The sequence below is a fragment of the Flavobacterium glucosi genome, from assembly GCF_048286535.1.
GTDB lineage: Bacteria > Bacteroidota > Bacteroidia > Flavobacteriales > Flavobacteriaceae > Flavobacterium.
This window is the reverse complement of the sequence record NZ_JBLVPK010000005.1, coordinates 137,885-162,125: the sequence shown is the minus strand read 5'-3', so window position 1 is coordinate 162,125 and position 24,241 is coordinate 137,885. Positions and strand designations below refer to the sequence as shown.

Sequence of the window (24,241 nt, the reverse complement as noted above, 5' to 3'; positions counted from 1 at the left end):
TCTTCATTATCTCAAAACGACATCCTTCACCACATCCCGTCTTAATTCTTCATTAATCATAGCCACAATTTTTGATCTGCCGTGACTTAATTCCTCTCTTAATACTGAAGAGCTCAGTTCTACATATAAAGTACTGCCTTTCAAAACCACATTTTTAGTGTAATTATTCACACCATTCCCCATCAGATTTTTCCAAGCATCCTTAACGTCAATTTGATCCATCCCAGGTTGAAGTTTATTCACTTGGATAATTTGTTTCAAAACATCCCCTATCGTACTTTGATTATTTAGTCGTTTTGCCATCGCCCAGTAAATTTATTGGTGTTGCTTTCTTGTAATGATATTCTATTTTTTCCTTGTTGAGCAGCACTAATTCTTCGTCCGACAAAACAATTAATTCTTCACTCCATTTCATATAAGGAGTAGTATAGTCCAAAAACACTTTCTCATCGGCAAATCGCACCGTTACGTTTTCATAAACATCGTTCACTAAAAAAGTCCCGTCCAATTGTGGCATCACTTTCTTCCGAATACCAACATTATTATCAATTTTAAAATAATCATATACTTCATTCATTCCATATTCTTTGTCCTTTATGGAATCAAAAACAACCTTTTCAACTTCCCAATACCCATTTATTTTTGAAATGTCTGCAGGCTTAATCTTTTGCTGACACCCCACAAAAAAAAATGCTATAAAAAGAATGCTAAGTGTGTTTTTCATATAATTATTGTTTTTAGGAGCTAATTCCTGCTGTACGCTATATCTTTTTCTTGCCATTCTTCCTTTCGTCAGAATGGCAAGAAAAAGGATGCCGCTTCCATCAGGGCTAGAGAATTTAAGTTAAATCACGTTTATTCTAATTACAAAGTTACTCTTATTAAATTCAAAGAAAACAAAAATAGTAGAAACACATTAAACTATTTTCTATATTTTTGGTCTTAAAGGAATTAGAAATAAATCAGTAGCAAGATGTCAAAAACAATCTACAGTCTTCTCATCCTAATATTGTCTAGTAGCTGCAGTTCAGATACTACTGAACCAACTCCTATACCTACACCGGCAGAAACAATCTATTTCCCACCTTTAACAGGTACAACTTGGAATACAAAATCAATTGCGAGTTTAGGCTGGAAACAATCCGCCGTACAACCGCTATTGGATTATTTGGAACTCAAAAATTCAAAATCTTTCCTCATTCTTGTCAACGGAAGAATCGTAATGGAACACTATTTCAACGGTCATGATGCCAATGCTTTTGGTATTGGGCGAGCGCCGGAAAAACGCTGACATCAACAGTAACAGGAATTGCTCAACAAGAAAACCTCATCAATATCAATACTAAAGTTTCACAATACATAGGAACTGGTTGGACCAGCTTACCTTTAGCCAAAGAGAACTTGATTACAAACAAACACCTACTCAACATGACTTCCGGATTAGATGACAGTACGGATGATGTTGATCCAGCAAGCCTAAAATATAAAGCAGATGCGGGAACACGTTGGGCGTACCATAATGTCTATGTGAAATTACAGGATGTGATTGCTCAAGCCAGTGGCCAAACCTGGAATACCTATTTCAATACCAAATTAAAAGATAAAATAGGAATGGATGGCGCATGGTTTCAATTAGGCAATAATTCTATTTATGGAAGCAACACGCGCTCCATGGCCCGCTTTGGATTGTTAATTTACAACAAAGGAAAATGGGAAAGCAACACCATAGTAAATGAAAACTATCTAAATGAAGCCACAAACACTTCACAAACTATAAATTTGGGCTATGGCTATTTATGGTGGCTGAATGGAAAATCAAGTTATCATTTGCCACAAAGTCAACTGCAGTACAATGGTAGTTTAATACCAACAGCTCCATCCGATATGTATATGGCATTGGGCAAAAATGACCAAAAAATCTATGTCATTCCAAGTAAGAAAATGGTCGTCATCAGAATGGGTGACGTTGCAAATCCTGACAATCCAACTTTTGCGTTATCTGATTTTGATCAAACTTTGTGGCAAAAAATCAGTGCTTTATGCCAATAAACCTACCTATTTTTCAAACGTTTCATAAAACCTAAAACAAAGAAAACTAAACCAATTATCAATAAAAAATAATACAAACCAAGACTTTTATCACGGATAACATTTCCCAATATAAAAGAAATGATGCTCACTAAATAGAGATACATCGGAGGTGTGTTTTTTAAAGAAGAAAAATCCATTCTATTATTATTTAAAAAAGCTATCTACAAACTCATACTTATTAAAAACCTGAAGATCCTCAATTCCTTCCCCTACCCCAATATATTTTACCGGAATTTTAAATTGATCTGAGATTCCTATCACAACACCGCCTTTTGCAGTTCCGTCTAGTTTTGTAACTGCTAAGCAAGTAACCTCAGTAGCCGCTGTAAATTGTTTTGCTTGTTCAAAAGCATTCTGACCGGTTGATCCATCCAAAACTAATAACACATCATGTGGCGCATCACCCACAACTTTTTGCATCACACGTTTTACTTTTGTCAATTCGTTCATTAAATTAATTTTATTATGCAAACGACCTGCAGTATCAATAATAACAATATCGGCATTTTGCGCCACTGCTGATTGTAAGGTATCAAAAGCTACCGAAGCAGGATCACTTCCCATATCTTGACGAACGATAGGAACGCCTACTCTATCCGCCCATATTTGCAACTGATCGATAGCTGCGGCACGAAAAGTATCGGCTGCACCAAGAACCACAGTATAACCTGCTTTTTTAAACTGATACGCTAGTTTACCAATGGTAGTCGTTTTCCCGACACCATTTACCCCAACCACCATTAAAACATAAGGTTTGGTCTGAATTGGAATTACAAAATCGGTGGCTTCGCCAGAGTTTGTCTCTGATAATAAAGCCGCGATTTCTTCTCTAAGAATTTCATTGAGTTCTTCAACACCAAGGTATTTGTCTGCGGCAACCCGATTTTCGATTCTGGTGATTATTTTCAATGTAGTATTCACACCAACATCCGAGGCAACAAGGATTTCCTCTAAATTATCTAAAACTTCATCATCAACTTTTGACTTTCCGGCAACAGCTTTGGTTAGCTTCGAAAAAAAGTTTGTTTTTGATTTTTCAAGACCTTTATCTAATGTTTGCTTCTCCTGTTCGCTTAGACTTGGGTCTTTTTTCTCTGATGAAAATATTCTTTTAAAAAAACTCATTGTATAAATAGTATTAAGAATGAAGTATTTAAGCTCAAAGAACCAATACGTTTTTCTAATGGTAAATATAGAAAATAAAAAAGCTACTTCCGAATGAAAGTAGCTTTTCTATATAATGTGATTGTTAATTATTTCTTTTTCAAGAATTCATCAACAGCTTCAGGAGTCATAATAGATTCTACGAATGTATATGCACCTGTTTTTGGAGATTTCACCATTTTGATGGCTTTTGATAATCTCTTAGAAGATGTTTGTAACGATGCTACGGTTTTCTTTGCCATGATTCAAATGTTATTTAAATTTCAATAAAATCTCCAAATGTCACCATTTGAGATTTTATTAAAATCTCTAATTATTATTTAATTTCTTTGTGAACAGTTACACGTTTCAAGATTGGATTAAATTTCTTAATCTCTAATCTGTCTGGTGTATTCTTTTTGTTCTTTGTTGTTATGTATCTTGAAGTTCCTGCAACACCTGAAGTCTTGTGCTCAGTACATTCTAAAATTACCTGGATTCTATTACCTTTCTTTGCCATCTTGCTATTTTTTTATTTTGGAATGGATTATTTAATAAATCCTTCTGACTGCGCTTTTTTCAAAACTGCAGCGATTCCATTTTTATTAATTGTTTTTATCGTAGATGCAGCTACTCTTAGAGTAATCCATCTATCTTCTTCTGGAAGATAAAAACGCTTTTTAACTAAGTTCACAGAAAATTTTCTCTTAGTTTTGTTCATAGCGTGAGAAACGTTATTTCCTACCATCGCTCTTTTACCTGTAAGGTCACAAACTCTTGACATTATACTTATCTTTTATCGTTATTCAAAATCAGGGTGCAAAGAAAAGAAAAATAAACCTATTAAGCAACAAATTTATTGCACATTTTTTAAAATTTCTTTCTGTAATAGTTCTAAACTTTTAATTACAGCTCTATCTATCACTTTTTCACGGGGTTGACCAAAATTAAATTCTTCAACAATTATTTCGCTTGGTGTTGCCAATGCAATAAAAACTGCTCCAACTTCTGCGTTTGAGTCTCCTTTTGATGGTCCAGCGTTCCCAGTTGTAGCAATTGCATAGTCTGTTTTCATCATGTTTTTAATGTTCAAAGCCATAGCCGAAACAACCGCTCTGCTCACCACTGAATTTTCTTTTATCATACTTTCCGAAATACCCAAAACATTAATTTTAGCATCCGTTGCATAAGAAACAACACTTCCTTTAAAATACTTTGAAGCTCCGGAAACCGATGTCAATACAGCCGCAATTTTACCTCCGGTACAGCTCTCGGCAGTAGAAATCGTTTTGTTTTGCTTTGTGAGCATTTTTCCTATCACAACCTCCAAGGTTTCATCATCATCAAAACCAACAATAATATCATGAATTACAGCATCCAGCGAGTTTACATTTTCCTCAAGAGCAGCTTCTAATTTTTCTTTATCTGTGCCACGGGCCGAAAGCCGCAAACGAACTCTTCCCGGAGCAGGCAAATAAGCCAACTTAATAAATTCTGGCAGGTTATTTTCCCAAACCTCTATTCGTTCCGCCACCATACTTTCTCCTTGTCCGTACGTGAGAATTGTTTTATGGATAATATAAGGCCGTTTGTATTCCCGAACTACTTTTGGGATGATCTCATGCTCCATTAAATACTTCATTTCATAAGGAACTCCGGGAAGCGAAATAAAAACGGTGTTTTCTTTTTTCATCCACATCCCTGGCGCTGTACCAACTTGATTATGCAGCACCGTACATTTTGACGGAACCAGTGCCTGATCTTTATTGATTTGCGTAATGGTTCGCTTATAAAAACCCTCAATAAGTTGCGTGACATGAGCCAGCACTCTTTGATCTACAACTAATTCATCTTCAAAATAATCACAAAATGTTTTCTTGGTAATATCATCTTTTGTTGGCCCTAAACCCCCTGTAATAATAACCAAATCGACTTTGTTTTGAAGTACTGCAAACGTATCTAAAATGTGTTTTTTATCATCACTAATCGAAATCATTTCGTTGATTTCAACACCTATTTTATCTAACGACTTCGCTATAAAACCAGAATTTGTATCGACGATTTGGCCTATTAAAATTTCGTCACCAATGGTCACTATGGTTGCTTTCATTTTTTTGTACTTTTTTTTTATGAGATTGCAATCTAAAAAGAAAATGTGTAAAATAGCACATTCGGTTTTTTTCGTGAGGGATAAAAGTAAAAATCCTCCCGTTTTTTCGGGAGATTACTTCACCTAATAATTATTTTCATAGGAGTTCAGTGAACTTCGTTTGTAACGGATAGCCCGACCCGCATTTTCAGCGGGTCACGCCCCAATATTACAAATCGAAATCTTTTTTGATTTCTTTGATAGCGTCATTAACTTGGTTTTTTACGCTCTTAAAAGTTTCTTTAATATCTCTCTTTTTACCTTCGGTTTTGGTCCAAGCTTCAATTTGAAGAATCTCTTCAAAAGCCACGTTTAAGCCCATTAAATCAAGCGTAGGTTTTATCTTGTGCGCATATGCATAAGCATGCTTGTGGTCTTTCTTTTTTATTCCTTCTTTGATTTGCATTAAATCATCCGGAATTTCAGTAACAAACAAAGTCAAAATTTCATTCACAAATTCTGCATCGTTGTCTGAAAGTGCGTACACTTTTGAAAGGTTGTAATTTATAGCCATTATTTTACTTGTATTCTAAATAGTTGTTTTCCTTCTAAAAATCCTTCTAAAACATCATCTGACTTTACAGCAGCGACTCCTTCTGGAGTTCCCGTAAAAATAATATCCCCAATTTTTAAAGTAAAAAATTGAGAAACGTATGAAATTAGCTCATCAATTTTCCACAACATGTGACTGGAGTTACCCTTTTGCACCGTTTTATTGTTGTTTGTCAATTCAAAAGTAATATTTTCCAATGAACTAAATTGATTTTTTGGCAAAAATTCACCTATAACTGCCGAGCCGTCAAATGCTTTTGCTTTTTCCCAAGGCAAGCCTTTTGCTTTTAATTTCCCCTGTAAATCACGTGCCGTAAAGTCAATTCCAACACTAATTTCGTCATAATATTTATGCGCAAATTTAGGCTCGATGTATTTACCAACTTTATTTATTTTGACAATAATTTCAATTTCGTGATGAATATCTTCCGAAAATTCCGGAATCACAAATGGATGTTGTTTCAATAAAACGGCCGAATCCGGCTTCATAAAAACCACAGGTTCCGTGGGTCTTTCGTTGTGTAATTCTTCTATATGATTGGTGTAATTTCTACCGATGCAGATTATTTTCATAAATTTAGTATTCAGTGGTCAGTGATTAGTGGTCAGTTCTTCCAAACAGTGTTCCGATTGAACACTAAAAAACGGAACAATGAACACTTATTTTGTGTTCAGTTTTCTTAATTTTATTGCTGTTAAAACTTTTTTGGTATACAACGGAAAATCCGCATTTTGTATCCAGCTGAAATACCCAGGTTCAGTTTCCAGAATTTTATCCACTTTTACCCCTTTGTGTTTTCCAAAAGTAAAAATCTCTTGGTCATCCTTATCAAAAGCAATCATTCCAGCAAAATCAGCGATTTTCTTTCTTGTAGTAAACTCCGATAATGATTTCATATCGTTTTCCAATTCCGGATACCGATCTAATTGTGCTTTCAGAATTTCGTAAGTCGCCATGGTATCTGCTTCTGCTGAATGTGCATTTTCAAGGGTTTTACCGCAATAAAACTTATGAGCTGCACCCAATGTTCGTTCTTCCATTTTATGAAAAACGGTCTGTACATCAACCGAAACTCTGTTTTTCATGTCAAAATCTACTCCGGCACGTAACATTTCCTCTGCCAATAACGGAATATCAAATCGATCCGAATTAAATCCAGCCAAATCACTGTCTTTAATCATATTGTAAACTTGCGCAGCCAACTCATTAAAAGTAGGCTCATTTGCCACTTTTTCGTCGGTAATTCCATGAACAGCTGTTGTTTGTGACGGAATAGGAATCGTAGGATTAACCAGCCAAGTTTTGCTTTCTTTGTTTCCGTTTGGGAAAACTTTGAATATTGAGATTTCTACAATTCTATCTTTTCCGATATCAATTCCTGTGGTTTCAAGATCGAAAAAGCAAATTGGTTTATTGAGTTTGAGTTCCATTTTTAAATATTGTGTGGATACAAATATAGAAATTTGGGTTTAATTTCGTTTAAAGTTCACCATTTAAAGTTACAGAAAACCTCAAAAAAAGAAAACCCGATTGATTTTTAAAAATCAATCGGGTTTTTACTGTAATTATAAACTTTTAAACATCTCTGTTTACATCAAAAGCTTCTAAGTATTCAGCAACTCTTTTTACAAAACTACCTCCTAGTGCTCCATCAACCACTCTATGGTCATAGCTGTGTGATAAGAACATTTTCTGGCGAATCCCAATAAAGTCTCCTTCCGGAGTTTCAATTACTGCTGGCATTTTACGGATTGCTCCAAGGGCTAAAATCCCCACTTGCGGTTGATTCAAAATTGGCGTTCCAAAAACACTTCCAAAAGTCCCCACATTCGTAACGGTATAGGTTCCGCCCTGCGTGTCATCCGGTTTTAGTTTTCCAGCTTTTGCACGACCTCCTAAATCGTTGACCGCTTTGGCCATTCCAACCAAATTCAATTGATCTGCATTTTTAATAACGGGAACAATTAAATTTCCATTTGGTAACGAAGCTGCCATTCCAAGGTTAATATTTTTCTTTTTGATGATATAATCACCATCGACAGAAATATTCATTCCAGGATAATCTTTCAACGCTTTTGCAACTGCTTCCATGAAAATTGGCGTATACGTTAATTTCTCTCCTTCTCTTTTTTCGAAAACAACTTTATTTTTCTCTCTCCATTTTACAATATTCGTCACATCCACTTCAATAAAAGACTGAACGTGAGCCGATGTTTGTACCGAAGCGACCATGTACCCCGCAATTAGCTTGCGCATTCGGTCCATTTCTATAATTTCATCACCGCCACTTACAGATACCGGAGTTGCTTTATGAGCCACTGGAGCTGCTACTGGTTTTTGAACCGCTGCCACCGGAGCCGAAACTACAGGTTGGCTTGTTCTATTTTTTACGTAGTCTAAAATATCATTTTTAGTTACTCTTCCTTCTTTTCCTGTTCCGGATATCGCTTCTAATTCTGCTATAGAAACTCCTTCTTCTTTGGCAATATTTTTCACCAAAGGCGATAAGAATTTTTCAGAATCAGAGAAATCTATTGGAGCCGCAACACTTTCTTTGGCGGCATCTACCGTTTTTGTTACTTCTGCAACGACCTCAGTAGCTACAGCTTCTTTAACAATTGGCACAAGCTCTCCACCTTCGGTTTCAATTATTGCGATAGTCTGACCTACTTGAACCAGATCATCTTTTCCAAATAATTGCTCCACCAAAATTCCCGAAACTTCGCTCGGCACTTCACTGTCTACTTTATCAGTAGCAATTTCAAGTACCGCTTCATCGGCTTCAATTTTGTCTCCAACTTGTTTCAACCAATTTGTAATGGTCGCTTCTGCAACGCTTTCTCCCATTTTTGGAAGCTTCAATTCAAATTTTGCCATATTGTTAACCTAAAAGGTGCTTTTGATTTTCAGTTTGCGAAATTACTAAATATTTTAAATATAAATTGCATTAAATGTAATTTTTTACTCTATTTCTATAATCTCACCTCTCTCATTACTAATGTTACTTCCTATTAAAAATTTAGCATTTTTTGGTATAATTTTAAAGGTAAACCTTTTATTCCTTGAAGATTCGAGAATTGCGATACATTCTTTAAAGGATATGAATTCGTTATCTAAAATAATTCCCACTACTTCTTTGTTTTTAACAAAAGACGAAATTACCATTTTTTCTGTTTTCAAATCGTGAAACAGGATTTTTTTTTGCAAAACTAAACGGAGTTTATCTACTAATTTTTCGTTAGCTGAATACAACACATATAATTGGGGGAGCATTTCTATACCGAAGTTTCGCGAGGATCTTCCTTGAAACATTTTTACAAAAGAGAAAAAGACAATTCCTGTTTTCATAAAAAGTGAGAATATTACGGATCCCGAACCGTCAGGATAAAAATGCTTTTTATAAAAAAAATGCATCGCTTCTTGAAAGCGCTTCATATAAGTTTCGTCCCTAATGGTACTTTCTCCTTTATAATGGATTACGGTGGTTTGATGGAAATAATAGTTCGCCTTTCCTTTTTGTAATATCTGATAAGACAAATCAATATCATCTGAATACATGAAGCAATCTTCATCAAACCCGCCTATTTCAAGATACAAATCTCTTTTCATCAACATAAAAGCACCTACGAGAATATCCACTTTTCCCGTTTCGTTTTCGTTTAAATGCTGTGCATAATATTTTCCGAATGTTTCTGACTTGGGAAAAAATTGATACAAACCCGTAATTTTTGTAAAAGCAACAAAAGGCGTCGGAATGCCACGTTTGCTTTCAGGAAGAAAATTTCCGGCTCCATCAATGAGTTTACAGCCAACAACTCCTAAATTATTCTTCTCGACTGCGCTCGAAGTGACAAAATTTAAAATTTTCACAAACGTATCTTCACTGACAACTGTATCTGGATTGAGAATGCAAATGTATTCGCCTTGAGCTTGTGCAACTCCTATATTATTGCCTTTTGGGAAACCTAAATTCTCCTTGTTTTGAATGAGTTTTACGTTTGGAAAACGTTTTTTCATCATTTCACAACTGTCGTCTTGGGAATTATTGTCGATTACAATGATTTCGCCGTCAATTTTTTCTAAAGCATTTTGGACGCTTAAAACACATTGTTCGAGAAAATAACGAACGTTGTAATTGAGGATGATGACGGATAGTTGCAAAGTTTATTGTTTTAGTTGTATGGGATTTTGTTTCGTGTTGAAAACTCTCAAAATCACAATACTTTCTTTCTCGACAGAATAGATAATTTTAAAACTCCAAATGGCTGCAAATCTAACTTTTTCAATATTGATTATTGGCTCAATCGGAAATTTATAGGGGAAGTTTGACAGAGAATTTGCCAAATCATAAATTTTATTAAATACTAAAACGGAATTTTGAGGACTTTCTTTTTTAATGTACTTATAAATAGCTTCTAGTTCATTTGATGCTTTTTTACTCCAAAGGACTTTCATTAACCTAAAATTTTTTTTCTGACTTCTTCGCTAGAATACGTTTCTAACTTCCCTTCATTCAATTGATGCAAAGCTTCATGAATGTCCTTAGTATATTCTTTTTCGGAAATTGGGTTTCCATCTTCGTCATAACCAACACTGTTTTCTTCATCAAGAAGTTTCGCTATTTTACTGAGTATTTTATAATCGTTAATATTCAAAATTCTTTGCGTGATGTTGATTTTTAAAGTCTCCGTTTTCATGATACAAATTTTTAACTACTCAAATTTACGTTATTTTTTTGAAATCAAAAAACATGTTTCTCTTTAGCCCCGATGGAAGGGAAAATCCTTTTTGTTCTTTCTTTAAGAACAAAAAGATTAGAATGACAGCGGGAACGATATCTACAAATAAAACCCAATTATTCGCTCCTAAAAACTAACCTAAATTTTGGTTTTAATATTAGTTGAACCACAAAAACTTGAAACTTGGTGTAAATGAATTACTTTTGCAAAAAAGTTATGTTTCGTAACGAAATCATACCTTATAATTTATAACTCATACCCTACAAAGTGAATTACCTATCTGTCGAAAATATCTCGAAATCTTTTGGAGAAAGAACGCTTTTTGAAAACATTTCTTTTGGAATCAATAAAGACCAAAAAATTGCCTTCATAGCCAAAAACGGCTCTGGAAAAACTACCATTATGAGTATTATTAATGGTTTAGAAGAGTCCGATACGGGGCAAGTAGTTTTGAGAAAAGGCATAAAAATGGCTTTCCTTTCGCAAAATAACAATTTGCAAGACGAATTGACGATTGAAGAAAGCATTTTCGCTTCGGATAATGAGACTTTGAAAGTGATTGAGGCGTATGAAAAAGCATTAGAAAATCCTGAAGACGAAGAAGCGTACCAAAAAGCTTTTGACGGAATGGATCAGCACAATGCGTGGGATTTTGAAACGCAGTACAAGCAAATTTTGTTCAAACTGAAGTTGGAAGATTTCAAACTGAAAGTGAAAAATCTTTCTGGTGGACAGAAAAAAAGGTTGTCACTGGCTATCATTTTGATCAATCGTCCTGATTTATTAATTCTGGATGAACCTACGAATCACTTGGATTTAGAGATGATTGAATGGTTGGAAAGTTATTTTGCTAAAGAAAACATTACGTTGTTTATGGTGACGCACGACCGCTTCTTTTTGGAGCGTGTTTGTAATGAAATCATCGAATTAGACAACGGAAAATTATACCAATACAAAGGAAATTATTCTTATTATTTAGAGAAAAAAGAGGAACGCATCGCATCCGAGAATTCGAGTGTGGATAAAGCGCAGAATCTTTTTGTGAAAGAACTGGAATGGATGCGCCGTCAGCCAAAAGCGAGAACGACAAAATCGAAATCGCGTCAGGATGATTTTTATGACATCAAAGAAAAAGCACAAAGTCGCCGTCGTGAAAATAAAGTAGAGCTTGAAATTAACATGGAACGCATGGGAAGCAAGATTATCGAGCTTCACAAAATCTCCAAGAAATTCAAGGATCATGTGATTTTGAATAATTTCAGTTTCGATTTTCAACGTGGGGAACGCATTGGAATCATTGGGAAAAACGGAACCGGAAAATCGACTTTCTTGAATCTCTTGACTGGAACTTTACCGCTTGATGGTGGAAAAGTAGTAGTTGGCGAGACTATAAAAATAGGATATTATACCCAAAGCGGGATTAACCCAAAACCGGGTCAGCGCGTGATTGATGTGATTAAGGAATACGGAGAATTTATTCCGTTGATGAAAGGAAAATTGATTTCGGCTTCACAATTATTGGAGCGTTTCTTGTTTGATTCTAAAAAACAATACGATTTTGTGGATCGATTGAGCGGTGGCGAGTTGAAACGTTTGTACTTGTGTACGGTTTTGATTCAGAATCCAAACTTCTTGATTCTGGATGAGCCTACCAATGATTTGGATATTGTGACGCTGAATGTTTTGGAAAGCTTCCTTTTGGATTATCCAGGATGTTTAGTTGTAGTTTCTCACGACCGATATTTCATGGATAAAATTGTGGATCATTTGTTCATTTTTAGAGGTGATGGTGTGGTAGAAGATTTTCCTGGAAACTATTCTGATTTCAGAGCCTATGAAGACAGTGCCGATGTAGCCCAAAAAGAGGAAAACAAAGCCGATAAAAAAGACTGGAAACAAAACAATCCAACGGGAAACCTGACGTTCAACGAACAAAAAGAATTCCAAAAAACGGAACGAGAAATCAAGGATTTAGAGATTCAGAAAGTAGCTATCGAACAATTATTCTCAGACGGAAAAATTGCCGAAGACAATATTGAAAAGAAAGCCAACGAATTGAAAAATATCATCAATAAAATTGAAGAGAAAGAGGAACGCTGGTTTGAGCTGAGTGCGAAGATAGAAGGGTAAAAAGCCATTGCGAGGTAGGGCCATCATCACATAACGAGAACCACAACAGAATTTAATTTTGTTGTGGTTTTCTATTTTCAAGATTAAAGTGTTTACCAAGAAACAGTACTGTAATCTTTAAATAATTTTCCAAACTAATATTTTTTAGTTTTATCCTTTTCTTTTATTCCCATAAAAATAAGTAAACAGACACAAGATGCGGCATTCTTTCTCATCAATTTGAATTTATAATCTATACTCTATTTATTATTTTAAAAAACGTACCCGCTAAACAATACTTAATTATTTTATAAAACAACAATCTAAACAAACAAATCTCACTTTATGTTTATAGATTTACTTAACTATTTTATTAAAAATAATTTTTAAATCAACAAAAATGTTAAAAAAATTTACATTATCTGATAAGTTGTTATTTATGGCAGCTTTCCTTTCGTTAATTTTCTCAGAAATTTTATACTTTCAGGGAAATAAAGAGCAAGCAATCTTTATTGGAATTTGGGTCCCTTCCATACTAGCATTCGGCATTTATTTAAAAATTATACAAAACAATAAAGATGTCTGATTTTATCCCATATTTCGCAGCACTAATAACAATATTATTTGGCTTAGGATTTGCATTTGCACTTCAGTCCCCTAAGGACAAATAACAGTTATTATTCTTTAGCATTAGCGCCTTATTTTTTATAAAACCAACTTTAATACGTACTAAAGATTAAAAAAAACAGAAACTAAATTTAAAAAATTGACAGTTTAGCTGTACAGTAAAAACCACAACAAAATCTAATTCTGTAGTGGTTTTTATTTTATAAATCTAAAGGATTTACCAAGGAAATAGGATTCTAACCTAGATTTTTCTAACAGTCATTTTTTTCAACAAACAATTATATAAGATTAAAATAATTTTAAAACATAAAGTACTTTGCATTTCAAAGTTATGTACATTTGTAAAACAAAACCCTGAAAATAAACCTATTAAATATTTAATAGCTACACTTTCGGATTATGTAAAACCAAATTAATATATAAAACTGGAAATTATGATTATAGAAAACAAAAGAGGTATAGCCATTGTGCTCACAGTAGTTTTTTTATTGCTCATCCCATTAATAGTGATGCAATTCACAGATGCAGTAAACTGGAACCTGGCCGACTTTGTGGTCGCAGGTATCCTATTGCTCGGTACTAGTCTTGTCTGTGAACTTGTAATGAGAAAGGTAAAAAAAACCAATCATCGAATTATTTTATGTGCATTTATTCTGGTAGTGCTTCTCCTCATTTGGATAGAACTTGCAGTCGGACTTTTCGGCACACCGTTCGCCGGAGCATAGACCGTAGATCATGATTGCCAGAATGTATAATCTGTACACAAAAATAAACAACAAAAAACCACAACAAAATTAAATTCTGCTGTGGTTTTATGATGTAGATAATACTAACAATAGACAGCTCTTTTTTCCCATATCGAGCGCAGTCGAGATGCAACATTGGTTCTCGACTGCGCTCGAACTGACAGTTGAATGATTTTATAAATCTGAAGTTTCTACCAAGGAATCGGATTGTAATCTTTCAAAAACTTCCCACACCAATGCTTTCCTGTATTGATACCGTCAAACAACGGATCCATAACTCGTGCTGCTCCATCTACAATATCCAATGGCGGTTGAAAATCTTCCTCTTCCTGTTTTCTTTTGGCTAATTCTGCCGGATCTTCGTCCGTAACCCAACCGGTATCTACCGCATTCATAAAAATGCCGTCTTTTGCCAAAGTTCCTGAAGACGTGTGCGTCAGCATATTCAGGGCAGCTTTGGCCATATTGGTATGCGGATGGCGGTCTTCCTTGAAAAAGCGATGAAACTTCCCTTCCATTGCTGATACATTGATAATGTGTTTTTTTCCGGTGTTGTCTTTCTTCATTACTTCCGAAAGGCGGTTACACAATACAAATGGCGCTACTGAATTCACCAATTGTACTTCAATCATCTCTGTGGTTTCTATTTGTCCCAAGCGCAACCGCCAGCTGTTGGTTTTTCGCAAATCTACTTGCTGCAAATCGGCATCGAGTTCCCCTTCCGGGAAAACTTCATTTGCCACCAGCGCATTATCAAACGAATACGGAATCTGGGATAATTTGGCGGAAGCCCGCAAACCAATTCCAGGTTCTGGTCCGTGCCAAGTTACCGGCATATTTTGATTCGAAGAAACTCCCGAGGTCAATACTTTTAATTCATCCAGACAATTGGTATGATCCAATAATAATTCTTGTGCCTGTTGCGGTAAAGAGGTAATGGAAAGTGCTTCATTTTCCATTAAATGGGTATAAAATCCGGCGGGACGCCTCACGGTTTGTGCTGCATTATTGATTAAGATATCCAAACGTTCGTATTTTTGCTCTATGAAATTGCAAAAAATCTCCACACTGGGAATGTGTCGCAAATCCAATCCGTGAATTTTCAAACGATGTCCCCAATCCATGAAATCATCTTCCTTAGAAAAACGCAAAGCTGAATCCACCGGAAAACGAGTCGTTGCAATAACAGTCGCTCCACCACGCAGTAACATCAACGTAATGTGATAGCCTATTTTTAGACGAGACCCTGTAATAACGGCGACCTGCCCTTTTACATCTGCAGTTTGAAATCGTTTGGCATAATTAAAATCCCCACAATCGGTACACATTGTATCGTAAAAGTGGTGCATTTTAGTAAACTCGGTTTTACATACGTAACAATTTCTGGGAGTTTCCAATTCTAATTGTTCCTTAAGAGCAAGATGGTTCATAGCCAACAATTTTGGCGCCACAAAAACACTCGCTTCGCGGGCATGACGGATTCCGGTTTCCTTACGGGCGGTACGGTCCCGCTTTTCCATTTTACGTTTGATTGCCAGTTTACCGTCTTTCTTTCTACGGGAAAGTTCGTCACGATCCGGCCTGGAAAACATTCCTGCCGCTTTTATTAAAGCCGTTCGTTGTCCTTTTGGAATATCAAAAATCTGATCGGTATCAGTATTCAGTTCTTCCAAAATAGCGATGCATCGGTCAATTTCTTCCGAGCTTATGGCATTTTTATGTTCTATATGTTCAATCATTATCGTAAAAAATGGGAATTATTCTTGGTGTAAATTCCAAGGGCGCAAATATATGCTTTATAGTCTTAAAGTTTTAAAGTCATAAGGTCAAAAGTCCAAGCTTGAAGATAACGCCATTGCATCTTTTGACTTTCGGATTTTGACTTTCGACTATTATCTTAGTATCTTCGCACCTATTTTGTAAATGTCTTTATGTTATTTCAAATAAAATCGTACCTACAATTCCTCTGGCACTCAAAAAATGAGCATGCCGTACATTCTCCGTTTGTATTTAGTTTACTGACGAAATGCTTTTATGATAAAAAATCAAAACCGGAATATGCTATTTTAAGAAAGTACAGAAACTCGCTTTTAGCAAACAATAATACCATTGAAATCACTGATTTTGGTGCAGGTTCGAAAGTTTTTAAATCGAATACAAGAGTTGTTTCCAAGATTGCTAAAACTGCAGGAATTACTTCAAAGCGTGCCGAATTATTATTTAGAATCACCCATTATTTTCAGCCAAACTCTATTTTAGAAATTGGAACTTCATTAGGATTAGCGACTTCGTCGCTTTCTTTAGGGAATTTGAAAGCAGAAATTACTACACTGGAAGGTTGCTCGGAAACGGCAAAAATTGCCCAAAATCATTTTAACCAATTTGGTTTAACCAATATAAATTCCGAGATAACAGAGTTCAATTCTTATTGGGATAAACTTCAAACTTTAAACTTTAACCTCATTTATTTCGACGGAAATCACTCCAAGAAAGCAACCTTGGAATATTTCGGATTATTACTTCCTACCATTACCAACGAAACCCTTTGGATATTCGATGACATCCATTGGTCCCCTGAAATGGAGGAAGCGTGGGAAATCATAAAAAAACATACAAATGTGACCGTAACTATTGATACCTTTCAATGGGGATTGGTATTTTTTAGAAAAGAGCAACCCAAAGAACATTTTGTGATTCGTACCTAAAAAAAAATGACAGCCATTGCTGACTGTCATTTCTCACTTTGAATTAATTATTCCTTATTCTTTAGCTCTTTTCATTTCTCCTGATTTTGCTCCCATTCTGTTTACAGTATACATCGGTGCAAATTTCAATTTTAAACTAGCAATTTTTCTGTTATCCTCACCTGAAAGTCCTTCTTTTTCAACAGTATTTTTTCTGCTGTCCAGTGCTTCATACATCAATTTAATTTCATCCCAATCTTCACGAGAATAGGCATCTTTATTAGTATCAATCGTACTAATAAATTGTTGATAAACACCAAGGATATTGTCTTTGTTTACCCAGGTAAAACTCATATCATCTCCTATTTTTCCTTCACCAAACAAAGCATTTCTTAATTGTTGTTTTGGATTTGCAGCTACAGCAGCTTTAGCATTCTCTTGCATTTCAGCTTCATATTTAGTTTTCAACGCTTCGTATTTAGCAGTTGCAGCATCTAGTCGTTCTTGCGCTTCTGCGTTATCTTTCATATTAGCTAAAGCTGCTTGTGCATCTCCGCTTCTTAATTGATACGTAGCCTCGATTCCTTGCCAGTTTGCTTTAGCATCCTCTGAAGCAACATTTCCTAATGAATCAACATACATTACATATGTATCTACCGATTTTTCTGCTTGTTCCGCTTTTTCATCTTTACACGAAGTAAGTCCCAAAGCGATTACCGCTATTCCTAATGCCATTTTTGTACTTTTCATAACTACTTGATTTGATTAATATTATTCATGTAAATGTAAGAAAGATTATTCAATTCATAATTATAATCCAAAAATATTATAAATATTACATATAATTATGAAATAAAAAGAAACAAAGTGTAAATTATACAAACTAACCTTAAAATAGTATAAATAATTACAGCTGATTCTATGTATTAAAAATTGTATTTTTAAAAGAAATAAGCAAAAATTGCAATTATTTGATTTTAAAAAACTTAATTCTTATTTAAAATTCAAGCTTAAAATGTAACAAATTTAAAAAAGCAACTACTTATTAATAATTCGAAAGTCTTTTGTACTTTTAAAATCTAATTTAATAGTAGCCTACGCTCAGTCAAAGGTCAAAAATCATATATTCTAATGGCAAACCCGCTAATCAAAATAACCAATATCAAACGAGATTTTGTACTTGGAAATGAAATTGTTTATGTTCTTAAAGGCATTGATTTAGAAATAAATAAAGGCGAATATGTAGCATTAATGGGACCTTCAGGATCTGGGAAATCAACTTTAATGAATTTATTAGGTTGTTTAGACACCCCTACTTCCGGGAGCTACATCCTCAACGGAAAAGACGTCAGCCAGATGAAAGACGATGAATTAGCCGAAATTCGAAACAAAGAAATAGGATTTGTTTTCCAGACTTTCAATCTTTTACCCCGAACAACCGCATTAGATAACGTGGCATTACCCATGATTTATGCCGGGTTTTCAAAATCAGAAAGAAAAGCACGAGCTACCGAAGTTTTAGAACAAGTAAATCTCGCGGACAGAATGGACCATCAACCCAACCAGCTTTCGGGAGGACAACGCCAGCGTGTGGCAATTGCCCGTGCTTTGGTCAACAAGCCGTCCATCATTCTTGCTGATGAACCAACTGGAAATCTGGACAGTATAACGTCATTAGAAATCATGAAACTTTTTGGAGACATTCACGCCAACGGAAACACCGTAATCCTGGTAACCCACGAAGAAGAAATCGCCGCTTACGCACACAGAATTATTCGTTTGCGTGACGGGCTTATAGAAAGCGACACCATCAAATAGTTTTTTCAGGAGCAACTTCCGGCTATCCGCTTGTATCTCTTTCTTGTATTCTTCCTTCGTCTGAAGTACAAGAAAGAGGATACCGCTTTTATCCGGGCTAGGAAATCCAAATTACAATTGCGTTTAAAATTCCAAATAAAACCCACCAAAAAATGAAAATCGCTATACTTACCTGCGAAAAACTTCCCGATTTAAATCCCGAAGATCAAAAAATAATTCCAGCATTAGCCAAACATAACATAGAAGCCAGCGCCGCTATCTGGAGTGACAAAACCATTAATTGGACTGATTTTGATTACCTGATTTTTCGCAATACTTGGGATTATTTCGAAAAAGAAACCGAGTTTAAAATTTGGCTCGACCAAATAGAAAAACTAGGAATCAAAACACTGAATCCTATTGAAGTAATCAAGCAAAACATCCATAAGTTTTACCTACGCGAAATGGAACAGCAAGGAATTACCATTTTGCCAACCGTTTTCATGGACAAAACGGACCACCTTAATCTTGCTGAACTGATTCCATCACACTGGAAAAAAGCGGTCATAAAACCGGCATTTTCAGCAGGATCATATCTTACCGAAGTTTTTGAAGTGTCCCAAATTCAAGAAATAAACGACAAATATGCAACCATAGCTACTGAGAAAGAGTTGCTTTTACAGGAATTCATGCCCGAGATTCAAACATTGGGCGAAACCTCTTTTATATTTTTCAATAAAAAATTCTCTCATGCGGTGAATAAAAAACCTGTTGATGGCGATTTTAGAGTACAATCTCTTTTTGGAGGAAAATACAATTTGGTCCAACCAAGTCTAGAAATGATTGAGAAAGCTCAAAAAGTAGTTGACACCTTTAAGGACAATCTACTGTATGCTCGTGTAGACGGAATTTTAATTGAGAACGAACTCTATTTAATGGAAATTGAATGCATTGAACCGGATTTATATTTCAATCTCAGTGAAAATTCAGTAGAACGATTTGTTACAGCAATAGTGGAATTAATACGCTAAATTTGTTTTTTAAATCAAATAAACGGTAAATGAAAGTATATACAAAGACTGGAGATAAAGGAACAACAGCACTTTTTGGCGGAACCAGAGTCCCAAAAGACCATGCCCGAATTGAAAGTTACGGAACTGTTGACGAATTGAATTCTCATATCGGTTTGATTCGCGATCAGGAAATGAACAATCATTACAAAGAAATCCTTATCGAAATTCAAGATCGTCTGTTTACTGTTGGCGCTATATTAGCAACGCCACCTGAAAAAGAAGTGATGAAAAACGGAGAACTTCGTTTGAAAAAATTGGAAATTATAGAGTCTGATATAGAATTATTGGAAAATGAAATTGACGCTATGGAAGAAGCATTGCCGCCAATGACTCATTTTGTACTTCCTGGCGGACACACTACTGTGTCATATTGTCATATTGCGCGTTGTGTATGCCGCAGAGCAGAGCGTTTAGCAGTACATTTAAGCCACAATGAGCCCGTTGCTGAAATCGCAATTAAGTACTTAAACCGACTTTCTGACTACCTATTTGTGTTGGCACGAAAGTTGTCTCATGACTTGAATGCTGTCGAAGTTCAATGGATTCCAAGAAAATAGTTAGCAGTTTACAGTTGTAAGTTTGCAGTGAAAGACTGAACACTAAATACCGAACACTGAGCAATAAATAAAACGTTCTTAACTTTAACTAAAAATAAATGATTTTTTACTTGTCTTTTTCAGTAAAAAATTTATTTTTGCACAAAACTAAATCGACAACACATGTATTGGACATTAGAATTAGCATCTTATTTAAGCGATGCACCGTGGCCTGCTAACAAAGACGAACTTATTGACTACGCTATTAGAGCAGGAGCTCCATTAGAAGTAGTAGAAAACCTTCAATCTATAGAGGATGAAGGCGAGATATATGAATCAATGGAAGAAATTTGGCCAGATTATCCTACGGACGAAGATTATCTTTGGAATGAGGATGAATATTAAAAAGTAAACCAATAAAAAAGTCTCAAAAGAGGCTTTTTTTTGGTTTAAATTTACAGAATTACACAATTTAGAAATAAAAATATATCATGAGTTTCATAAACAGTATTATTAAAGTCTTTGTTGGCGATAAGTCACAAAAAGATGTCAAAGCTTTACAACCTTATCTCAACAAGATAAAAACTTTTGAGGAACCACTAATGGTATTATCCCATGATGAACTTAGAGGTCGAACAAACTTTTTTAAAGACAAAATAAAAGAAGCTCGTTCAGAAAAAGACGCAAAAATTACTGCGCTGAAACTGGAAGTAGAAAGCATTGAAGACATTGATAAGAGAGAAGATATTTATATCGCTATTGATGCATTAGAAAAAGAAGCTTACGATATTTCAGAAAAAACCTTGATGGAAATTCTTCCGGAAGCTTTTGCGGTTGTAAAAGAAACAGCTAGACGTTTCAAAGACAACACCGAAGTAGTTGTAACTGCAACTGCAAAGGACCGTGAACTTTCAGCAATAAAAAGCTACATTACTTTAGATGGCGACAAAGCCGTTTGGGCAAATTCATGGAGTGCTGCAGGTAAAGAAATTACTTGGGACATGATTCACTATGACGTACAATTAATAGGTGGAATGGTTTTGCATGAAGGAAAAGTGGCTGAAATGCAAACCGGTGAGGGAAAAACATTAGTAGCAACTTTACCGCTGTATTTAAATGCCTTGACAGGAAACGGAGTGCATTTAGTAACTGTGAATGATTATTTGGCAAAAAGAGATAGTACTTGGAAAGCGCCATTATTCGAATTTCATGGTATGACTGTAGAATGTATTGACAATTACCAACCAAGTTCAGAAGGAAGAAAAAAAGCCTACGATGCGGATATCACTTACGGAACCAATAATGAATTTGGTTTTGACTACTTAAGAGATAATATGGCGCATTCTCCAGAAGATTTAGTGCAAAGAAAACACAATTACGCCATTGTAGATGAGGTCGATTCAGTGTTGATTGATGATGCCAGAACACCATTGATTATTTCAGGTCCGGTTCCTCAGGGAGATCGTCATGAATTCATGGAAATGAAACCAAAAATTGAAAACTTAGTTAGTTTACAACGCCAATTGGCAAACGGTTTCTTATCTGAAGCTAAAAAATTAATTAAAGAAGGAAATACTAAAGAAGGTGGATTCCAATTATTAAGAGCGTACAGAGCATTACCAAAAAACAAAGCATTAATTAAATTTTTGAGTGAAGAAGGAATTAGACAATTGCTTCAAAAAACCGAAAATCAATACATGCAAGATAATAAAAGAGAAATGCACAAGATTGATGAGGCATTGTATTTTGTTATTGAAGAAAAAAATAATCAGGTTGAATTGAGCGATAACGGAATTAAGTACCTCTCAGGAGATACTGATGCTGACTTTTTTGTACTTCCGGACATTGGAACTGAAATTGCCGCTATCGAAAAGAAAAAATTAGATAAAGATGCGGAAGCGGAAGAAAAGGAGAAATTATTTCAAGATTTTGGAGTAAAAAGTGAACGCATTCATACGTTGACACAACTTTTGAAAGCCTACGCTTTGTTCGAAAAAGATGTAGAATATGTAATCATGGATAACAAAATCATGATTGTTGATGAGCAAACTGGTCGTATCATGGATGGTCGCCGTTATTCTGATGGTTTGCACCAAGCGATTGAGGCCAAAGAAAATGTAAAAATTGAAGCGGCTACTCAAACATTTGCAACCGTTACGCTACAGAATTACTTCAGAATGTACAACAAACTGGGAGGAATGACTGGAACTGCAGTAACTGAAGCGGGTGAGTTATGGCAAATATATAAATTAGACGTTGTAGAAATTCCTACGAACAGAGGAATGGCCAGAAAAGACAAAGAGGATTTTATTTATAAAACGACTCGTGAAAAATTCAATGCCGTTATCGAAGACGTAACTGAATTATCTAAAGCAGGAAGACCGGTTCTTATTGGTACTACTTCGGTAGAGATTTCGGAATTATTAAGCCGAATGTTGAAAATGAGAGGTGTTGCACACAATGTCTTGAATGCAAAAATGCACAAACAGGAAGCTCAAATTGTTGAAGAAGCCGGAAAACCTGGTGTAGTAACTATAGCGACAAACATGGCTGGTCGTGGTACCGATATTAAATTATCTGCCGAAGTGAAAGCCGCTGGTGGATTAGCAATTGTAGGAACGGAACGTCATGATTCTCGTCGTGTTGACCGTCAGTTGCGTGGTCGTGCAGGACGTCAAGGTGACCCGGGAAGTTCTCAGTTTTATGTTTCTCTTGAAGACAACCTAATGCGTTTGTTTGGTTCTGAAAGAGTCGCTAAAGTTATGGACAGAATGGGATTGCAGGAAGGTGAAGTAATTCAGCATTCTATGATGACTAAATCCATCGAACGTGCTCAGAAAAAAGTAGAAGAAAACAACTTTGGTGTTCGTAAACGTTTATTGGAATATGATGATGTAATGAACGCACAACGTGAAGTAGTATACAAACGCCGTCGTCATGCCTTGTTTGGAGAGCGATTGAAATTGGATATTGCAAACATGCTTTATGATACTTGTGAATTGATTGTTGACCAAAACAAAGCAACCAATAATTTCAAAAATTTTGAATTCGAATTGATTCGTTATTTCTCGATTACCTCACCTGTGACTGAAAGTGAATTCAGTAAATTAAGTGAAATGGAATTAACCGGTAAAATATACAAAGCAACGCTGGAATATTACACGGAGAAAACAGAAAGAAGTGCCAGAGAAGCATTCCCAATCATAAAAAGTGTTTACGAAGACAAACACAACCAATTTGAACGCATTGTAGTTCCTTTTACAGATGGAATTAAATCGTTGAATGTGGTTACTGATTTGAAACGTGCCTACGAAACTGAGGGCGCGCAACTTGTTGCTGATTTCGAAAAAAACATCACTTTGTCAATTGTAGATGAAGCTTGGAAGAAACACTTACGTAAAATGGATGAGTTGAAACAATCGGTTCAACTTGCGGTTCACGAACAAAAAGATCCTTTACTTATTTACAAATTGGAAGCGTTCAATTTGTTTAGAGCAATGATCGACAATGTAAATAAAGAAGTGATTTCATTCTTATTCAAAGGAGATTTACCGGCTCAAGAGAACCAACAAATTCAAGAAGCTAAAGAAGTTCGTCAGAAAGAAGACTTTCAATTGAGTAAAGACGAAGTGCTGAATTCTGATGAATTAGCAACACAAAATCGTGAAGCGGGACAAACCCAACAACGACAAGTTACCGAAACTATCGTGAGAGATATGCCAAAAATCAATCGCAACGACAACGTTACAATTCAAAACGTGGCTAACGGACAAACACAAGAAATGAAATTCAAAAAAGCCGAAAGCTTAATCGCTTCAGGTCAATGGGTTATTGTTAACTAATACCCGTTTCGATTCCTTACAATTAAATTCCCCAATTACGAAAGTAGTTGGGGAATTTTTTTTTATCCTGAATTCATTTCAGGATCTTTTTCAGGAGCAATTCCCGCCATACGCTGCAAGCTATATAGTTTCAAACCCTTTTTCTAGCCGCT

At 35.4% G+C, this 24,241-nt stretch carries 25 protein-coding genes and 1 pseudogene; 9 read left to right on the top strand and 17 right to left on the bottom strand.

From position 1 onward, the window contains the following. Positions 1-6 precede the first annotated feature (6 nt). Together ACNQGD_RS10855 and ACNQGD_RS10850 are read right to left on the bottom strand one after the other, a co-directional pair. Complete coding sequence (locus tag ACNQGD_RS10855; protein WP_099715934.1) at positions 7-303, bottom strand: DciA family protein; 297 nt, start codon at positions 301-303, stop codon at positions 7-9. Beyond that, positions 284-724 (bottom strand): hypothetical protein, encoded by a 441-nt coding sequence (locus tag ACNQGD_RS10850; RefSeq protein WP_417999286.1) that lies wholly within the window; start codon positions 722-724, stop codon positions 284-286. Before ACNQGD_RS10850 ends, ACNQGD_RS10855 begins: the two co-directional genes overlap by 20 nt. A 249-nt stretch (positions 725-973) precedes the next feature. Between ACNQGD_RS10850 and ACNQGD_RS10845 the strand changes: the two are divergent. Further along, positions 974-2,049 (top strand): annotated as a pseudogene (locus ACNQGD_RS10845) (serine hydrolase domain-containing protein). Positions 2,050-2,051: 2 nt separating this feature from the next. On the opposite strand, the gene ACNQGD_RS10840 reads toward ACNQGD_RS10845, so the two are convergent. The 13 genes from ACNQGD_RS10840 to ACNQGD_RS10780 form a co-directional block, all read right to left on the bottom strand. Next, positions 2,052-2,228 (bottom strand): hypothetical protein, encoded by a 177-nt coding sequence (locus ACNQGD_RS10840; RefSeq protein ID WP_417994646.1) that lies wholly within the window; start codon positions 2,226-2,228, stop codon positions 2,052-2,054. Positions 2,229-2,235: 7 nt separating this feature from the next. After that, positions 2,236-3,216: a signal recognition particle-docking protein FtsY gene (ftsY, locus tag ACNQGD_RS10835; RefSeq protein ID WP_417997557.1), complete on the bottom strand. Its 981-nt coding sequence runs from the start codon at positions 3,214-3,216 to the stop codon at positions 2,236-2,238. A 128-nt stretch (positions 3,217-3,344) separates the two neighbouring features. Next, positions 3,345-3,497, bottom strand: coding sequence for a DUF4295 domain-containing protein (locus tag ACNQGD_RS10830; RefSeq protein ID WP_082014152.1), 153 nt, complete (start codon positions 3,495-3,497; stop codon positions 3,345-3,347). 74 nt (positions 3,498-3,571) lie between these two features. Next, on the bottom strand, positions 3,572-3,754 hold the full coding sequence (gene rpmG, locus ACNQGD_RS10825; protein ID WP_017495179.1) for a 50S ribosomal protein L33: 183 nt from the start codon (positions 3,752-3,754) through the stop codon (positions 3,572-3,574). Positions 3,755-3,781: 27 nt separating this feature from the next. Continuing rightward, a complete protein-coding gene (rpmB, locus tag ACNQGD_RS10820; protein WP_024980263.1) occupies positions 3,782-4,018 on the bottom strand; it encodes a 50S ribosomal protein L28 in 237 nt (78 codons plus the stop codon). A 72-nt stretch (positions 4,019-4,090) separates the two neighbouring features. Beyond that, the gene (locus tag ACNQGD_RS10815) at positions 4,091-5,344 is read right to left on the bottom strand and encodes a CinA family nicotinamide mononucleotide deamidase-related protein (protein ID WP_417999285.1); all 1,254 of its coding nucleotides are present in this window, start codon (positions 5,342-5,344) and stop codon (positions 4,091-4,093) included. Between the two features lie 208 nt (positions 5,345-5,552). After that, positions 5,553-5,897 carry an Hpt domain-containing protein gene (locus ACNQGD_RS10810; RefSeq protein ID WP_417999284.1) on the bottom strand — a complete coding sequence of 115 codons (345 nt, stop codon included), beginning with the start codon at positions 5,895-5,897 and terminating at the stop codon, positions 5,553-5,555. Next, positions 5,897-6,508, bottom strand: coding sequence for a fumarylacetoacetate hydrolase family protein (locus ACNQGD_RS10805; protein WP_417999283.1), 612 nt, complete (start codon positions 6,506-6,508; stop codon positions 5,897-5,899). The genes ACNQGD_RS10810 and ACNQGD_RS10805 overlap by 1 nt, the downstream gene beginning before the upstream one ends. An 87-nt stretch (positions 6,509-6,595) precedes the next feature. Continuing rightward, on the bottom strand, positions 6,596-7,366 hold the full coding sequence (locus ACNQGD_RS10800) for an exonuclease domain-containing protein (RefSeq protein ID WP_417999282.1): 771 nt from the start codon (positions 7,364-7,366) through the stop codon (positions 6,596-6,598). A 145-nt stretch (positions 7,367-7,511) separates the two neighbouring features. Continuing rightward, on the bottom strand, positions 7,512-8,813 hold the full coding sequence (locus ACNQGD_RS10795; protein ID WP_417999281.1) for a dihydrolipoamide acetyltransferase family protein: 1,302 nt from the start codon (positions 8,811-8,813) through the stop codon (positions 7,512-7,514). 84 nt (positions 8,814-8,897) lie between these two features. Further along, positions 8,898-10,097, bottom strand: coding sequence for a glycosyltransferase family 2 protein (locus ACNQGD_RS10790; RefSeq protein WP_417999280.1), 1,200 nt, complete (start codon positions 10,095-10,097; stop codon positions 8,898-8,900). Between the two features lie 3 nt (positions 10,098-10,100). Further along, positions 10,101-10,391 (bottom strand): type II toxin-antitoxin system RelE/ParE family toxin, encoded by a 291-nt coding sequence (locus ACNQGD_RS10785; RefSeq protein WP_417999279.1) that lies wholly within the window; start codon positions 10,389-10,391, stop codon positions 10,101-10,103. Further along, on the bottom strand, positions 10,391-10,633 hold the full coding sequence (locus tag ACNQGD_RS10780; protein WP_417999278.1) for a hypothetical protein: 243 nt from the start codon (positions 10,631-10,633) through the stop codon (positions 10,391-10,393). The genes ACNQGD_RS10785 and ACNQGD_RS10780 overlap by 1 nt, the downstream gene beginning before the upstream one ends. Positions 10,634-10,942: 309 nt before the next feature. On the opposite strand from ACNQGD_RS10780, the gene ACNQGD_RS10775 reads away from it, so the two are divergent. Both ACNQGD_RS10775 and ACNQGD_RS10770 read left to right on the top strand, forming a co-directional pair. Further along, entirely contained in the window at positions 10,943-12,805 is a 1,863-nt protein-coding gene (locus tag ACNQGD_RS10775; protein ID WP_417999277.1) for an ABC-F family ATP-binding cassette domain-containing protein, read from the top strand. Positions 12,806-13,845: 1,040 nt separating this feature from the next. Beyond that, positions 13,846-14,136: a hypothetical protein gene (locus tag ACNQGD_RS10770; RefSeq protein WP_417999276.1), complete on the top strand. Its 291-nt coding sequence runs from the start codon at positions 13,846-13,848 to the stop codon at positions 14,134-14,136. A 212-nt stretch (positions 14,137-14,348) separates the two neighbouring features. Here the strand turns inward: ACNQGD_RS10770 and ACNQGD_RS10765 are convergent, their stop codons facing one another. After that, the gene (locus tag ACNQGD_RS10765; RefSeq protein WP_417999275.1) at positions 14,349-15,896 is read right to left on the bottom strand and encodes an SDR family NAD(P)-dependent oxidoreductase; all 1,548 of its coding nucleotides are present in this window, start codon (positions 15,894-15,896) and stop codon (positions 14,349-14,351) included. Positions 15,897-16,088: 192 nt separating this feature from the next. Between ACNQGD_RS10765 and ACNQGD_RS10760 the strand changes: the two genes are divergently transcribed. Beyond that, positions 16,089-16,862 carry an O-methyltransferase gene (locus tag ACNQGD_RS10760; RefSeq protein WP_417999274.1) on the top strand — a complete coding sequence of 258 codons (774 nt, stop codon included), beginning with the start codon at positions 16,089-16,091 and terminating at the stop codon, positions 16,860-16,862. 54 nt (positions 16,863-16,916) lie between these two features. On the opposite strand, the gene ACNQGD_RS10755 is transcribed toward ACNQGD_RS10760, so the two are convergent. Then, positions 16,917-17,591, bottom strand: a complete 675-nt coding sequence (locus ACNQGD_RS10755) for a hypothetical protein (protein WP_417999273.1) — start codon at positions 17,589-17,591, stop codon at positions 16,917-16,919. 381 nt (positions 17,592-17,972) lie between these two features. Here ACNQGD_RS10755 and ACNQGD_RS10750 point away from each other — a divergent pair, with 381 nt between their 5' ends. The 5 genes from ACNQGD_RS10750 to secA all read left to right on the top strand — a co-directional run bounded on the left by ACNQGD_RS10750 (position 17,973) and on the right by secA (position 24,089). Further along, the gene (locus tag ACNQGD_RS10750) at positions 17,973-18,659 is read left to right on the top strand and encodes an ABC transporter ATP-binding protein (RefSeq protein WP_417999272.1); all 687 of its coding nucleotides are present in this window, start codon (positions 17,973-17,975) and stop codon (positions 18,657-18,659) included. Between the two features lie 152 nt (positions 18,660-18,811). After that, positions 18,812-19,669, top strand: coding sequence for an ATP-grasp domain-containing protein (locus ACNQGD_RS10745; RefSeq protein ID WP_417999271.1), 858 nt, complete (start codon positions 18,812-18,814; stop codon positions 19,667-19,669). A 29-nt stretch (positions 19,670-19,698) separates the two neighbouring features. Continuing rightward, positions 19,699-20,268: a cob(I)yrinic acid a,c-diamide adenosyltransferase gene (locus ACNQGD_RS10740; RefSeq protein ID WP_417997543.1), complete on the top strand. Its 570-nt coding sequence runs from the start codon at positions 19,699-19,701 to the stop codon at positions 20,266-20,268. Positions 20,269-20,430: 162 nt separating this feature from the next. Next, a complete protein-coding gene (locus ACNQGD_RS10735) occupies positions 20,431-20,652 on the top strand; it encodes a DUF2795 domain-containing protein (protein WP_007138072.1) in 222 nt (73 codons plus the stop codon). A gap of 86 nt (positions 20,653-20,738) precedes the next feature. After that, a complete protein-coding gene (gene secA, locus ACNQGD_RS10730) occupies positions 20,739-24,089 on the top strand; it encodes a preprotein translocase subunit SecA (RefSeq protein WP_417999270.1) in 3,351 nt (1,116 codons plus the stop codon). Positions 24,090-24,241 lie beyond the last annotated feature (152 nt).